10 protein-coding genes are annotated in these 13,460 nt (G+C 71.5%); 1 reads left to right on the forward strand and 9 read right to left on the reverse strand.

Annotation, left to right across the window (positions count from 1 at the left end):
- Positions 1-2: 2 nt before the first annotated feature.
- Positions 3-2,099 (reverse strand): phosphate acetyltransferase, encoded by a 2,097-nt coding sequence (pta, locus tag ACGFML_RS04510; protein ID WP_393539874.1) that lies wholly within the window; start codon positions 2,097-2,099, stop codon positions 3-5.
- Between the two features lie 247 nt (positions 2,100-2,346).
- Between pta and ACGFML_RS04515 the strand changes: the two genes are divergently transcribed.
- Positions 2,347-3,372, forward strand: coding sequence for an ATP-dependent 6-phosphofructokinase (locus ACGFML_RS04515; RefSeq protein WP_393539875.1), 1,026 nt, complete (start codon positions 2,347-2,349; stop codon positions 3,370-3,372).
- A gap of 84 nt (positions 3,373-3,456) precedes the next feature.
- Here ACGFML_RS04515 and ACGFML_RS04520 read toward each other — a convergent pair whose 3' ends face one another.
- The 8 genes from ACGFML_RS04520 to ACGFML_RS04555 all read right to left on the reverse strand — a co-directional run bounded on the left by ACGFML_RS04520 (position 3,457) and on the right by ACGFML_RS04555 (position 13,448).
- Positions 3,457-6,024, reverse strand: a complete 2,568-nt coding sequence (locus tag ACGFML_RS04520) for an ABC transporter permease (RefSeq protein WP_393539877.1) — start codon at positions 6,022-6,024, stop codon at positions 3,457-3,459.
- 114 nt (positions 6,025-6,138) lie between these two features.
- A complete protein-coding gene (locus ACGFML_RS04525) occupies positions 6,139-6,957 on the reverse strand; it encodes an ABC transporter ATP-binding protein (RefSeq protein ID WP_393539879.1) in 819 nt (272 codons plus the stop codon).
- Between the two features lie 139 nt (positions 6,958-7,096).
- Positions 7,097-7,807: a helix-turn-helix transcriptional regulator gene (locus ACGFML_RS04530; RefSeq protein ID WP_393539881.1), complete on the reverse strand. Its 711-nt coding sequence runs from the start codon at positions 7,805-7,807 to the stop codon at positions 7,097-7,099.
- 122 nt (positions 7,808-7,929) lie between these two features.
- Entirely contained in the window at positions 7,930-8,769 is an 840-nt protein-coding gene (locus ACGFML_RS04535; RefSeq protein ID WP_393539883.1) for a carbohydrate ABC transporter permease, read from the reverse strand.
- Positions 8,769-9,659, reverse strand: coding sequence for a carbohydrate ABC transporter permease (locus ACGFML_RS04540; RefSeq protein WP_393539886.1), 891 nt, complete (start codon positions 9,657-9,659; stop codon positions 8,769-8,771). Before ACGFML_RS04540 ends, ACGFML_RS04535 begins: the two co-directional genes overlap by 1 nt.
- Entirely contained in the window at positions 9,656-11,020 is a 1,365-nt protein-coding gene (locus ACGFML_RS04545) for an extracellular solute-binding protein (RefSeq protein ID WP_393540412.1), read from the reverse strand. Before ACGFML_RS04545 ends, ACGFML_RS04540 begins: the two co-directional genes overlap by 4 nt.
- 78 nt (positions 11,021-11,098) lie before the next feature.
- Positions 11,099-11,779, reverse strand: a complete 681-nt coding sequence (locus ACGFML_RS04550; RefSeq protein ID WP_393539888.1) for a response regulator — start codon at positions 11,777-11,779, stop codon at positions 11,099-11,101.
- Between the two features lie 16 nt (positions 11,780-11,795).
- A complete protein-coding gene (locus tag ACGFML_RS04555) occupies positions 11,796-13,448 on the reverse strand; it encodes an ATP-binding protein (protein WP_393539890.1) in 1,653 nt (550 codons plus the stop codon).
- Positions 13,449-13,460: the final 12 nt, after the last annotated feature.

Below are 13,460 nucleotides of genomic sequence, written 5' to 3' on the forward strand. Positions count from 1 at the left end.
GGTCAGGCGGTGCGCGCGGCGCCGGGGTGGTCGCCCTGGGCCTGGATGGCGGTGATGGCGACGGTGTTGACGATGTCCTGGACCAGGGCGCCGCGCGAGAGGTCGTTGACCGGCTTGCGCAGACCCTGCAGCACCGGCCCGACGGCGACCGCGCCCGCCGAGCGCTGGACGGCCTTGTAGGTGTTGTTGCCGGTGTTGAGGTCCGGGAAGATCAGCACGGTGGCCTTGCCGGCGACGTCGGACTCGGGCAGCTTGGTCCGTGCGACCGCCGCGTCCACCGCCGCGTCGTACTGGATCGGCCCCTCGACCAGCAGGTCGGGGCGGAGCGAGCGGACGAGCTCGGTGGCCTTGCGGACCTTGTCGACGTCCGCGCCGGAGCCGGAGGTGCCGGTGGAGTACGACAGCATCGCGATCCGCGGCTCGACCCCGAACTGCGCGGCGGTGGTCGCCGACTGGATGGCGATGTCCGCGAGCTGTTCGGCGTTCGGGTCCGGGTTGACCGCGCAGTCGCCGTAGACCAGGACGCGGTCGGCCAGGCACATGAAGAACACCGAGGACACGATCTGGGCGCCCGGCCTGGTCTTGATGATCTCGAAGGCCGGGCGGATGGTGGCGGCGGTGGAGTGCACCGCGCCGGAGACCATGCCGTCGGCCAGGCCCTCCTGGACCATCAGCGTGCCGAAGTAGGAGACGTCCGCGACCACGTCGTAGGCCAGCTCGTAGCCGACGCCCTTGTGGGCACGCAGCCCGGCGTACAGCTCGGCGAACCGCTCGCGCAGCTCGGAGGTCTGCGGGTCGATGATCTGGGCGCCGGTCAGGTCGATGGCCAGGTCGGCGGCGCGCTTGCGGATCGCCTCCTCGTCGCCGAGCAGGGTCAGGTCGCACACGTCGCGGCGCAGCAGTACGTCGGCGGCGCGCAGCACCCGCTCCTCGCTGCCCTCGGGCAGGACGACGCGGCGGCGGCCGGAGCGGGAGCGCTCGATCAGCTCGTGCTCGAACATCATCGGGGTGACCCGGCCGGAGCGGGCGACGGAGATCCGGTTCGTCAGCTCCACGGTGTCCACGTGCCGCTCGAACAGGCCGAGCGCGGTCTCCGCCTTGCGCGGCGAGGCGGCGTTCAGCTTGCCCTCGACGGCGAACAGCTCGCCCGCGGTCGGGAAGGACCCGCCGGGTACGGAGACGACCGGGGTGCCGGGCGCGAGCCGTCCGGCCAGCGCCATGATGTCCGGGCCGGGCCGCTCGTCGAGGGTGAGCACCACACCGGCGATCGGCGGGGCGCCGGCGCTGTGCGCGGCCAGCGAGCCGATGACCAGGTCGGCACGGTCCCCAGGGGTGATCACCAGGCAGCCGGGGGTCAGCGCCTTGAGGAAGGTCGGCAGCATGGCGCCGCCGAAGACGAAGTCCCGGGCGTCGCGGGCCAGGCCGGAGTCGTCGCCCAGCAGCACCTCGGCGCCCAGGGTGTGCACGATCTGGCCGACGGTCGGCGCGGAGAGCGAGCCGTCCTCCGGGAGCGCGTAGCAGGGCACCGGGAGGCGCGCGGCGAGCCGCTCGGCGACGGCCGTGCGCAGCTCGGGCGCGACCCGGTTGGCGATCATGGCGACGACGTCGCAGCCCAGCGAGTGGTAGGCGCGGTAGGCGTTGCGGACCTCGGCCCGCACCGACTCCGCCTCCTGGCCCTGACCGCCGACGACGGCGAGTACCGAGGCGCCGAACTCGTTGGCGAGGCGGGCGTTGAGGGCGAGCTCGGCCGGCAGGTTGGTGGCGGCGTAGTCCGAGCCCAGGACCAGGACGTACTCGTACTCCCTGGCCACCGCGTGGAAGCGGTCGACGAGCCGGGAGACCAGCTCGTCGGTGCCGCGCTCGGCCTGGAGGGTGGCGGCCTCCTCGTAGCCGATGCCGTACACGGTGTCGGCGGACTGGGTGAGCCGGTAGCGGGCCCGCAGCAGGTCGAAGAGCCGGTCGGGCCCGTCGTCGTGGACCAGCGGGCGGAAGACGCCCACCCGGTCGACATGGCGGGTCAGGAGCTCCATGACCCCCAGCTCGACGACCTGGCGGCCGTCGCCCCGGTCGATACCGGTCACGTACACGCTGCGCGTCACGCGTGCTCTCCGTCCTTCTGTGCCCGCAAGCCACGCCGGTGCTCGCAAGGTCAAATTACCCGATATGGTGAACTTGCCCCTCTTGACAATACCTGTGCAGCTGGCTAGGCCGCGCTCCCAGTTTCCCTTGTGGTGTTTGGTGAGGAGACAGTAGGGGTGGTCCGTCGGGGAGGTCGGCTCCCGCACGCTCATGAAACAATCGGACCGGCTCACAAGAACCAACAGCGAGCACAGGAGACACAGCACGATGCGTATCGGAGTCCTCACCGCAGGCGGCGACTGCCCCGGCCTGAACGCTGTGATCCGGTCTGTGGTCCACCGCGCCCTCACCGGTCACGACGACGAGGTCATCGGCTTCGAGGACGGTTTCGCGGGTCTGCTGGAGGGCCGTTTCCGCAAGCTCGACCTGGAGGCCGTGAGCGGCATCCTCGCCCGAGGCGGCACCATCCTCGGCTCGTCCCGGCTCGAACGCAACCGGCTCCGCGAGGCCTGCGAGAACGCCAAGGACCACTCCCAGGACTACGGCATCGACGTCCTGATCCCGATCGGCGGCGAGGGCACCCTCACCGCCGCCCGGATGCTCTCGGACGCCGGGCTCCCCGTCGTCGGCGTTCCCAAGACCATCGACAACGACATCTCCGCCACCGACCGCACCTTCGGCTTCGACACGGCCGTCGGCGTCGCGACGGAGGCCATCGACCGGCTCAAGACCACCGCGGAGTCGCACCAGCGGGTCATGGTCGTCGAGGTCATGGGCCGGCACGCGGGCTGGATCGCGCTGGAGTCCGGCATGGCCGGCGGCGCCCACGGCATCTGCCTCCCGGAGCGCGAATTCGACGTCCACGACCTCGTCGCGATGGTCGAGGAACGCTTCGCCCGCGGCAAGAAGTTCGCCGTGATCTGCGTCGCCGAGGGCGCCCACCCGGCCCCCGGCACCATGGACTACAAGAAGGGCGCCATCGACCAGTTCGGCCACGAGCGGTTCTCCGGCATCGGCAACGCCCTCGCCCACGAGCTGGAGGAGCGCCTGGGCAAGGAGGCCCGCCCGGTCATCCTCGGCCACGTCCAGCGCGGCGGTACCCCCACCGCCTACGACCGGGTGCTGGCCACCCGCTTCGGCTGGCACGCCGTCGAGGCCGCCCACCGCGGCGAGTACGGCATGATGACCGCGCTGCGCGGCACGGACATCACGATGGTGCCGCTGGCCGAGGCCGTCACCGCGCTGAAGACGGTGCCCGCGCACCGGATGGACGAGGCCGAGTCGGTCTTCTGAGCAACCCCGCAGCGGAACGGAAGGCGGCGCGCCTGTCCTCGGTCGAGGACGGGCGCGCCGCCTTTGTGGGGGGTGGTCAGGCGGTCACTGTGCGCCGATGGCTTCCAGCATGTTCAGCCGGGCCGCCCGGCGGGCCGGCCACAGTGCGGCCAGTACCCCGACGACCAGCGCGATCAGCAGGAACAGCCCGAGCCGGCCCCAGGGCAGCAGCAGTTCGTACGTCGGGAGCCCCTGGCTGACCAGGTTGCCGCCGGCCCAGGAGAGGAAGACGCCCACGCCGATGCCCAGGACCGCGCCGAACAGCGAGATGACCACCGACTCCAGCCGGACCATCTGCTTGATGCCGCTGCGGGCCAGTCCGATCGCCCGCAGCATCCCGATCTCGCGGGTCCGCTCGAAGACCGACATCGCGAGGGTGTTGACGACGCCCACCACCGCGATGATCACGGCCATGCCCAGCAGGCCGTAGACGATGTAGAGCACGGTCTCGATCTGCCCGGCGTTCTCCTTGCGCAGGTCGGCGTGGTCCTGGACCTTCAGCAGCGGGCTGTCGCCGAGCGCGTGCCGGATCTGCTTCTCCAGCTCGTCCGTGCTGCCGCCTTCGGTCTTCACCAGCAGCTCGTCGTTCTTGAGCTCGGTCAGGTGCGGGTCCACCAGCGAGGTGGCGCCGATCGCCTCGCCGACCACCGGGTTGTCCGCGTAGATCCCGACGATCTTCAGCTTCGTCTTCTTCCTGTTCGTCTCCTTCCTGTCGAAGAAGGTCGCGTCGAAGGTGTCGCCGGTCTGCCAGCCGTGCTCCTTGGCCGCGGTCCGGGAGACCGCGATGCCGTCGGCGCCGGACGCCTTCAACGAGCCGCTGCTGAAGTCCAGTCGGGCGACCCTGCCGATGGCTGCGAAGTCGGTGCCGATCAGGTTCAGGGAGGAATCACCGGTCTCGACACCCGAGTTGCGCAGCGGGGCCACCGCCTCGACACCCGGGATCTCCGCCACCTTCTGCGACAGCTCGGGGTCCAGGCCGACGTACGTCGAGGTCGCGATCTTGTAGTCGGCCTTCAGACCGTCGGCCGTCATCTTGTCCATGGCCTGCTGCGCCGAGTTCCCGACGACCGTCATGCCGGTCATCAGGGTGAGGCCGATCATCAGCGCCGATGCGGTGGCCGCCGTACGGCGCGGGTTGCGCAGCGCGTTCTGCTTGGCCAGCTTGCCGCCGATGCCGAAGAGCCGGGTGGTGACCACGCCCGCCAGCGAGACCAGGGGCCGGGACAGCAGCGGCGCGAGGATGATGACGCCGGTGAGCGTCAGCATCGCGCCCGCCATGGCGATCGGCATGTCGTCGGAGGACTTCAGCGTGGTGACGTAGAACATGACCGCGACGCCGAGGCCGGTGACGACCGTGCCGACGGAGTTGCGGATCACCAGACTGCGCAGCGCCGGCGGCGCCTCGACGGTGTTGAGCGCCTCCACCGGAGCGATCTTCGCCGCCTTGCGGGACGGCAGCCAGGCGGCCAGGACGGTCACCACGACACCCACGCCGAGTGCGCAGAGCACCGCGGTCGGGCTGATGATGAGCGGCCCGTCGGGGAAGCCCGCGCCGTTGGCGTCGAGCACCGCCCGCAGCCCCACCGCGATCGCGGCGCCCAGTCCGAGCCCGATCACGGACGAGATCAGACCCAGCATGGCCGCCTCGGCGAGTACCGAGCGCACCACCTGCCGGCGGGAGGCGCCGACCGCGCGGAGCAGGGCGATCTCCCGGCTGCGCTGGGAGATCAGCATGGTGAAGGTGTTGGCGATGATGAAGATGCCGACGAACAGCGCGATCCCGGCGAAGACCAGCAGCGTCTGGCTCAAGGACTTGTTCTGTTCGGCGATCATCCGGGACTGTTCGGCGGCGAGTTCGGTGCCGCTGGTCGCCTCGGCACGGCCCTTGGGCAGCACCTCGCGGACCTTGCCGGCCAGCGCCTGCTGATCGGTGCCGGGCGCGGCTCCCACCACCAGCTCGTCGAACTGGCCGGGGTGCAGATACAGCTTCTGTGCGGTGGCGGTGTCGAAGAGCGCGAGGCTGCCGCCCGCGGTCACCTGCGGGTCCTCGGTCGAGACGATGCCGACCAGCTTCTTCGTCAGCACCGGGCCGTCGGTGGCGAACCGCACGGAATCGCCGACCTTGTGGGCGGCGGCCTTCGCGGTGGCCTCGTCCAGCGCGATCTCGCCCCCGGCGGCCGGTCCGCGGCCCTCCAGCAGCGGATAGCGCTCGTCGTGGCCGTCCTTGTCCGGCTGGAAGTTGGTGGCGATGTTCTGCCAGCCGTTGCCGATCGGTATGCCGTCCGGGCCGGCGAGGGTCGCCGTGCCGGCGACATTGCGCCGCACGGACTGCACGCCGGGCAGCGCGCGGACGGTGTTCACGAGCTTGTCGTCGAGGGCGGTGGTGCGCTTGCCGTCCTTGCCGATCAACGGGGCGTTGTCGTCGGAGACGGCCTGGACGGAGACGGCCACGTCCTTGAGGTTCTTGGTGGAGGCCTTCTTGATGGCCTCGCCGACGGTGTCGCTGAAGATCAGGGTGCCGGCGACGAAGGCGACGCCGAGCAGGACCGCGAGCGCGGTCATCATCAAACGGGCTTTGTGCGCAAGGACGTTGCGCAAGGCGGTTCGCAGCATGGTGGTGGTGTCAGTCCTGAGGTCCGGTGCGCGGAATTCGGAGGGCCGAGGGCAGGGCCCGGTCGGCGGGGCGGGGTACGGCGCGCGGGGTGGACCCGCGTCGGCCGGTGCGTCTCAGCTGGTGCGGCCCTTGGAGTCGAACAGCCGCATCCGGTCGAGGACGGCGTCGGCGGTGGGCTCGTGCAGCTCCTCGACGATCCGGCCGTCGGCGAGGAAGACCACCCGGTCCGCGTAGCTCGCGGCGACCGGGTCGTGGGTGACCATCACCACCGTCTGCTGCATCGCCCGTACCGACTCGCGCAGGAATCCCAGCACTTCGGCGCCGGAGCGCGAGTCGAGGTTGCCGGTCGGCTCGTCCGCGAAGATGATCTCCGGCTGGGCGGCCAGCGCCCGCGCCACCGCGACCCGCTGCTGCTGGCCGCCGGAGAGCTGCGCCGGCCGGTGCGCCAGCCGCTCCGACAGGCCCACCGTCGCGATGACGGTGTTCACCCACTCCCGGTCCGGACGGCGGCCCGCGATGTCCATCGGCAGCGTGATGTTCTCCAGCGCGGTCAGTGTCGGCAGCAGATTGAACGCCTGGAAGATGAAGCCGATCTTGTCCCGGCGCAGTCGGGTCAGCTGCCGGTCGTTCAGCGACGCCAGCTCCGTCTCGCCGATCCGGGCGGAGCCCGAGGAGATGCCGTCCAGACCCGCCATGCAGTGCATCAGCGTGGACTTGCCGGAGCCCGACGGTCCCATGATGGCCGTGAACCGGGCCCTGCCGAACTCCACGGAGACGGAGTCCAGAGCGACCACGCGGGTCTCGCCCGTGCCGTAGACCTTGCTCAGGTCCGAGGCCCGGGCGGCGACGGCCGCGGTGGCGGTGGAAGGGGGGAACGGGGCCGTATGGGACACGGGGACTCCTGCGTGGGGACGGTCGATGCGATATCCCATTCTCGAATCCGCAGGTCAGCCGAGTCGTCAGTCCCAAGGACCCAAAACGGACCGGCCTGAGGTGCGACGCCGGCCGCCGGCGTCCTCCCGCAGGGGGACCCCTGTCTGACCTTCGGCCTACGGGCCGCGGCGCCGGGACTCAGGGTTGCCGCCGGCCGATCCGCTCCCAGAACGCCGCCAGGATCCCGTCGAGGAAGGCACGTCCGGTCCTGCCGGACTCGTCGGCGCTGCCCGTCCCGCCCCAGTTGAGTGTGCCGGTCATGGTCGCCTGGTAGTCGTCGTGCAGCTCCTGCAGCACGTCCTGGAGCGGCTGCCGGGGCAGCGCCGCGAGCTTGCCGACCGGCCGCACATACGCCTGCCAGCGGGTGGTGGCGGCGCTGGTCAGCATCTCGGTCAGCTTCCCGTCCTGCCCGGTGAACCGCACCAGCGCGGGCGGCGGCAGCTCGAGCGCCTCCCGCAGCGCCGCCGCCTGGCGGTCGTTGCCGGTCCACTTCCCGCCCTTCTCCAGCCGCTCGTAGGCCCGCTGGTCCATGCCGGTCCGCATCGCGACATCGGCCGCCGCGAGGCCGCGCGCCATCCGGTATTCACGCAGCGTCCCGGGGGTCCCCAGCAGTTCCCCGGGCGCGCACCACAGGGCACCCGCCAGCGCGGTCAGCTCCGCGTCCGTGGGGGCGCTCTCGGCCAGCTCCCAGGACGCCACCATGGCGGGTGAGATGCGCAGTCCGTAGGCGGCCGCCATCCCGTAGGCGACGTGCGCGGGCGTCATACCGAGGGCCTCGCGCAGCCGGCGGGCGGCCTCGGCGTCGAATGGGGGCCGGCGCGCCTCCCCGTCGTGCGTGTTCACCGGCACACGGTAAGTGACGGGGTGCTGCCGCTCCTATGGTGCGGATGAACAAGTTGTTAACTCGTAGGTTCGTACGTGGGAAAAGGGCAGGGTGCCGCCCGCCGTACCGGGCGGACGGTATGGCGCCGCTATCCCTTCACCGCCCCGCCCGGTGCGAACCCGCCGCCCAGCCGCCGCGCGATGAGGACGTACAGCGCGATCACCGGCGTCGAGTAGACGACGGAGAAGGCCGCCAGCTGCCCGAAGGCGACGCCGCCCTCGCTACCGAAGAAGGTGAAGACGCTGACGGAGGCGGGCAGCTGTTCCGGGGAGAGCAGCAGCATGAAGGGGACGAAGAAGTTCCCCCACATCATGATGAAGGTGTAGACGGTCACGACGGTGAAGCCGGGGCCCATCAGCGGCAGGACGACCCGCAGCAGGGTCTGCCGCCAGGAGGCGCCGTCCGTCCAGGCCGCCTCCTCCAGGACCCTCGGCACACCGTCCATGAAGTTCTTCATCAGCCAGATGGCGAACGGAAGCTGGGCCGCGGCCAGGAACAGCGCGGTGCCGTACATCGTGTCGATCAGGTCGACCTGCACGAACAGGCCGTAGACCGGGACCATGACCGCGGTGATCGGCAGACAGGTCGAGAACAGGACGGTGAGCAGGAACGGGCGGCTGAAGCGGGCGCGGAAGCGGGAGAGCGGGTAGGCGGCGAGGGCCGCGCAGACGACCGTGACCGCGGTGGCGCCACCGCACAGCAGCAGGCTGTTGAGCACCGGCCGGAAGGTGATGTCCTCGGTGAGCACGGCCGAGAAGTTGTCCGTCGTGACGGACCGGGGAAGCCGTACGCGCAGCGTCGCCCCGCCGTCCACGGAGGACAGCACCAGCCACGCCAGCGGGACGGCGAAGGCCGCGGCGACCACCAGCAGCCCCGCGTCGGCGGCGAGTCGGTGGCGGGTACGGCGCGTGAGGGGGAGCCGGAGCATCAGACCTCCTCGCGCAGCAGGCGCAGATAGACGGCCGAGAACAGCGCGCCCACCAGGAGCAGCAGCAGCGCCACCGCGGTGCCGTAACCGATCAGCGACTTCATGAACGCCTGGTCGTACATGAACACGGGCAGGGTCTGGCTGCGATTGCCCGGGCCGCCGCGCGTCATCGCCCAGATCAGCCCGAAGACGGAGAGCGTCTGGAGGGTGTTGAGCATCAGGTTGGTGCCGATGGAGCGGCGGATCATCGGCAGCGTGATGTGCCACAGCCGCCGCGGCCCGCCCGCGCCGTCGACCTGGGCCGACTCGGCGACCTCCTGGGGGATCTCGGCCAGCGCCGCGGAGTAGACGAGCATCGAGAAGGCGGTGCCGCGCCAGACGTTGGCGAACGACACGGCCAGGATGGGGAGGGTGAACAGCCAGTTCTGGGTGGGCAGATGGAGCCAGTCCAGCAGCGCGTTGAGGGTGCCGCGCCGGGCGAAGAAGGCGTAGAGCAGGAAGCCGGCGACGATCTCGGGGACCACCCACGCGGTGATCACGACCGCCCCGGTCAGGGACCGCAGCGGCCGCGAGGCGCGCCGCATCAGGCCGGCCAGCGCCAGCCCCAGGGCGTTCTGGCCGAGGATCGAGGACACGACGGTGAACACCAGCGTCAGCACGACCGCGTTGAGGAACGCGCGGTCGCCGAGGGCGTGTTGGAAGTTGGCCAGGCCGACGAAGGACGCCGACTCCTGGCCCGTCAGCTGGGTGTCGGTGAAGGCGATGACGACGCAGTAGCCGATGGGCGCGGCGAGGAAGAGCAGCAGCAGGACGGTGGCGGGGGCGAGGGGGGACCAGCGCAGCAGTGCCGTACGGGCCGGGCGCGCGGCCTTGGTGGCGGCGCGGGTCATGGCTTGGCGACGACCTGGCCGTCGACGAGGGACGGCAGCTGTTCGTCGTAGTCCCCGGCGGCCCGGCCGGGCGAGGAGGAACCGGCGGTGACGGCCTCCATCGCCTCACCGATGGCCGCGGAGACCCTGGGGTAGGCGGGCAGCGCGGGTCGGTACCGGCTGACCTCGACCAGGCCGGTGAAGAAGCCGATGCCGGGGACGGACCGGCGATACCTCGGGTCGGCGGCGACGTCCTTGCGGACCGCGATCTGGGCGCCCCGGACACACCACGCCAGGGCGTTCTCGCGCGACTGGAAGGTCTTGATCAGCTGCCACGCCAGATCGGGCCGCCGGGACTGCCGCGGCACCGACCAGGTCCAGCCGCCGGCCAGGCTGACCTTGCCGGGAGCGGCGCCGTGCTGGGTGGGGAACGGGGCCTGGCCGAGGGTCCGGGACCACTGCGGCCACGGATTCCCGCCGCCCGTCTTCTGCCACTGCTGCCCCAACCACGACCCGTCCAGATCGATCGCGAGTCTCTCCTCGGGAAGCAGCTCGGCCGCCACGCTGGTCTGGATGCTGGGGCTGAGCGCATCGGACACCTCGGGCCCGAGCTTCTCCCGGTAGACCGTGTCGATGAACGTCAGGCTGTCGCGGAAGCCCTTGCTGCCGGTGACCCATTTCCTGCTGCCCGGATCGTAGAGCGGGTGCGCACCCGTGCCGTAGAGCAGCATCTCGAAGCCCTGCATCACCGCGGCCTCGCCCGCGCCCTTGCCGGTGAAGACGTTCAGCGGGATGACGCCGGGGACCTTGCGCTTGACGGTGCGGGCCGCGTCCAGCACCTCGTCCCAGGTGCGGGGCCGCCAGTCGGCAGGCAGCCCCGCCTTCTTGAAGATCTTCCTGTTGAACCACAGGCCGCGGGTGTCCGTGCCGTCCGGGACGCCGTAGGTCCTGCCGTCCTGGGCCCTGGCGGCGGTCTTCGCGGTCGGTTCGAACTGCCGCCAGTCGCGCCACTCGGCCAGATACGGGTCCAGGGGGCGCAACAGCCCCGCCTTGATGTCGGAGTTGACCAGGAAGGTGTCCTCGTAGACCAGGTCCGGTGCGGTCTTCGGGGAGCGCATCATCTGCTGGATCTTGGTGTAGTAGTCGTTCTCCGACGCCTGGATCGGGATGAGCCTGACCTTTTTCCCGGGGTGCGCCTTCTCGAACTTCCTCGCCACGAGGGCGATGTACTGGTCACGGACCAGCACCTTGCCGTTGGTGTCCTTGATGAAGGCGACCTTGACGGTGTTCCGGTCGCTCCCGGACCCGTCGCCGCAGGCGGTGAGCGTGCCGGCGGCCAGGACGGCGGCGGTGAGCAGAATCAGCGGGGCGGTGGAGCGCACGGGCACGACCTCCAACTAACCACGGTCAACCAACCACGGCGTACTGCCAGCTGAAAGTAGGTCACCGTGCGCAGTCGGTCAATGGCCCGACCAGCGGTAGCGCAATTCTGGGCGGCCGACCTGGCCGTACTGCGGGGCCCGGGCCGCCCGGCCGCCGTCGACGAGATGTTCCAGATAGCGGCGGGCGGTGATCCGGGAGATCCCGACGTCGGCTGCCGCCTCCGCCGCCGTCAGCCCGCCCTCGGCGCCCCGCAGCACATCGGTCACCGCGCGCAGGGTGGCGGCGGTCAGCCCCTTGGGCAGCGCGGCCGGCCGCGGCGCCCGCAGCGCCGCGATCGCCCGGTCGACCTCGTCCTGGCCGCTGGCCTCGCCCGCGGTGGCCCGGAACGCGGCGTAACGGGTGAGCCGGTCGCGCAGGGTGGCGAACGTGAACGGCTTGAGGACGTACTGCACCACGCCGAGCGAGACGCCCTCGCGCACCATCGCCAGATCGCGCGCGGAGGTGACGGCGATGATGTCCGCGGTGTGCCCGGCCGCGCGCAGCGCCCGTACGAGATGCAGCCCGTGGCCGTCGGGCAGGTACAGGTCGAGCAGCAGCAGATCCACGGCGTGCTGGTCGAGATGGCGGCGGGCGTCGCCCATGGAGTGCACGGTGCCCGAGACGGTGAAGCCGGGCACCCGCCCCACGTACAGCGCGTGCGCGTCGGCCGCGACCGGGTCGTCCTCGACGACCAGGACCCGGATGTCGGGGGTGCTCACCGGCGGCTCCTCTCGTTCACCGGGCACGTTCTCCCCTCTCGTGGCCCGCGGTGTGCAGCGGCAGCCGTACGGTGAACCGCGCGCCGCCCTCCGGCGCCCGGTCCAGGGTGATCGACCCGCGGTTGCGTCGCACGGCCTGCCGGACGAGGGCCAGCCCCAGACCGTGCCCCGGTCCCGCCTTGGTGGACCAGCCCCGCCGGAAGACCTCCTCGGTGGCGTCCGCGGCGACCCCGGGGCCGTTGTCCGCGACGCACAGCAGCAGTTCGCCGGCCGCCGCGCGCGCGGTGACCCGTACCGTACCGGCGTGCTCCCGGGGCGGGGAGGCGGCGTCGATGGCATTGTCGACGAGGTTGCCCAGCACCGTCACCAGGTCGCGGGCGGGCAGGCCGCGCGGCAGCAGCCCGTCGTCGATCCCGCTGTCGGGCGTCAGGGTCAGCTCCACGCCGTGCTCGTGGGCCTGCGCGGCCTTGCCGAGCAGCAGCGCGGCGAGCACCGGTTCGGCGACGGCGCCGACCACCTGGTCCGTCAGTGTCTGCGCCAGTTCCAGCTCCGCGGTCGCGAAGTCCACCGCTTCCTCGGCCCGGCCCAGTTCGATCAGCGAGACGACGGCGTGCAGTCGGTTGGCGGCCTCGTGGGCCTGCGAGCGCAGCGCCTCGGCGAAGCCCCGTACGGAGTCCAACTCCCCGGACAGGGACTGTAGTTCGGTGTGGTCGCGCAGGGTGACGACGCTGCCGCGGTGCTCGCCGCCGGAGACCGGCGAGGAGTTGAGGACCAGCACCCGCTCGGCGGTCAGGTGCAGCTCGTCGACGCGCGGGCCCGGCGCCAGGAGCGCGTCGGTCAGCGACTGCGGCAGTCCGAGCTCCGGGACGAGGCGGCCCACCGCGTCGCCGGACAGCCCCAGCAGCTCTCGCCCGCCGTCATTGATCAGGGCGACCCGGTGCTGCCCGTCGAGCATCAGCAGCCCCTCGCGTACCGCGTGCAGCGCGGCCTGGTGGTAGTCGTGCATCCGGCTCAGCTCGCCGGCGTTCATCCCGTGGGTGTGCCTCCGCAGCCGCGCGTTGATCACGTACGTCCCCAGTCCGCCGAGCGCCAGCGCGCCCACCGCGACCGCGAGGACCGCCAGCACCTGCTCCCGCAGCTGCGCGCTGATCGTCTCGACGGTGATCCCGGCGCTGACCAGCGCGGTGATCCGCCCGCCCTGCCGCGGGTCGTGGACCGGCGCGACGACCCGCACGGACGGCCCGAGCATCCCCAGGTACGTCTCGGGGACGATCCGGCCGTGCAGCGCCGGCCCGATGTGCCCCAGGTACTTCCCGCCGATCGCGGCCGGCTCGGGGTGGGTCCAGCGCGTCTTGTCCGGCGCCATCACCACCACGAAGTCGACGCCCGCGTCGTGCCGCAGTCGCTCGGCGTACGGCTGGAGCGCGGCCGTCGGGTGCTTCGAGCGGGCCGCCGTCACGACGGCCGGGGAATCGGCGACGGCGGTGGCCACGGCGGTCGTCTGCCGCCGGGCGGTCTGCTCCGCCTGCCGCTGGGCGCTCAGATACGCGAACAGCGCGCACCCCGCCACCACCGCCGCCACCAGCACCACCTGCATGGCGAAGAGCTGCGCGGCCAGACTGCGCGGGCCGCGCAGCCGCCGGGGCGGCCGGGGACGGGGGAGTCGCATACAGAACAGTCT

The organism is Streptomyces sp. NPDC048650 (assembly GCF_043199095.1).
GTDB lineage: Bacteria > Actinomycetota > Actinomycetes > Streptomycetales > Streptomycetaceae > Streptomyces.

Excerpts from the sequence above, each read along its gene's own strand:
- ACGFML_RS04525 (WP_393539879.1), bottom strand. The coding sequence starts at position 6,957 with ATGGGATATCGCATCGACCGTCCCCACGCAGGAGTCCCCGTGTCCCAT.
- ACGFML_RS04520 (WP_393539877.1), bottom strand. The coding sequence starts at position 6,024 with ATGCTGCGAACCGCCTTGCGCAACGTCCTTGCGCACAAAGCCCGTTTG.
- ACGFML_RS04540 (WP_393539886.1), bottom strand. The coding sequence starts at position 9,659 with ATGACCCGCGCCGCCACCAAGGCCGCGCGCCCGGCCCGTACGGCACTG.
- ACGFML_RS04515 (WP_393539875.1), top strand. The coding sequence starts at position 2,347 with ATGCGTATCGGAGTCCTCACCGCAGGCGGCGACTGCCCCGGCCTGAAC.
- ACGFML_RS04555 (WP_393539890.1), bottom strand. The coding sequence starts at position 13,448 with ATGCGACTCCCCCGTCCCCGGCCGCCCCGGCGGCTGCGCGGCCCGCGC.
- ACGFML_RS04535 (WP_393539883.1), bottom strand. The coding sequence starts at position 8,769 with ATGCTCCGGCTCCCCCTCACGCGCCGTACCCGCCACCGACTCGCCGCC.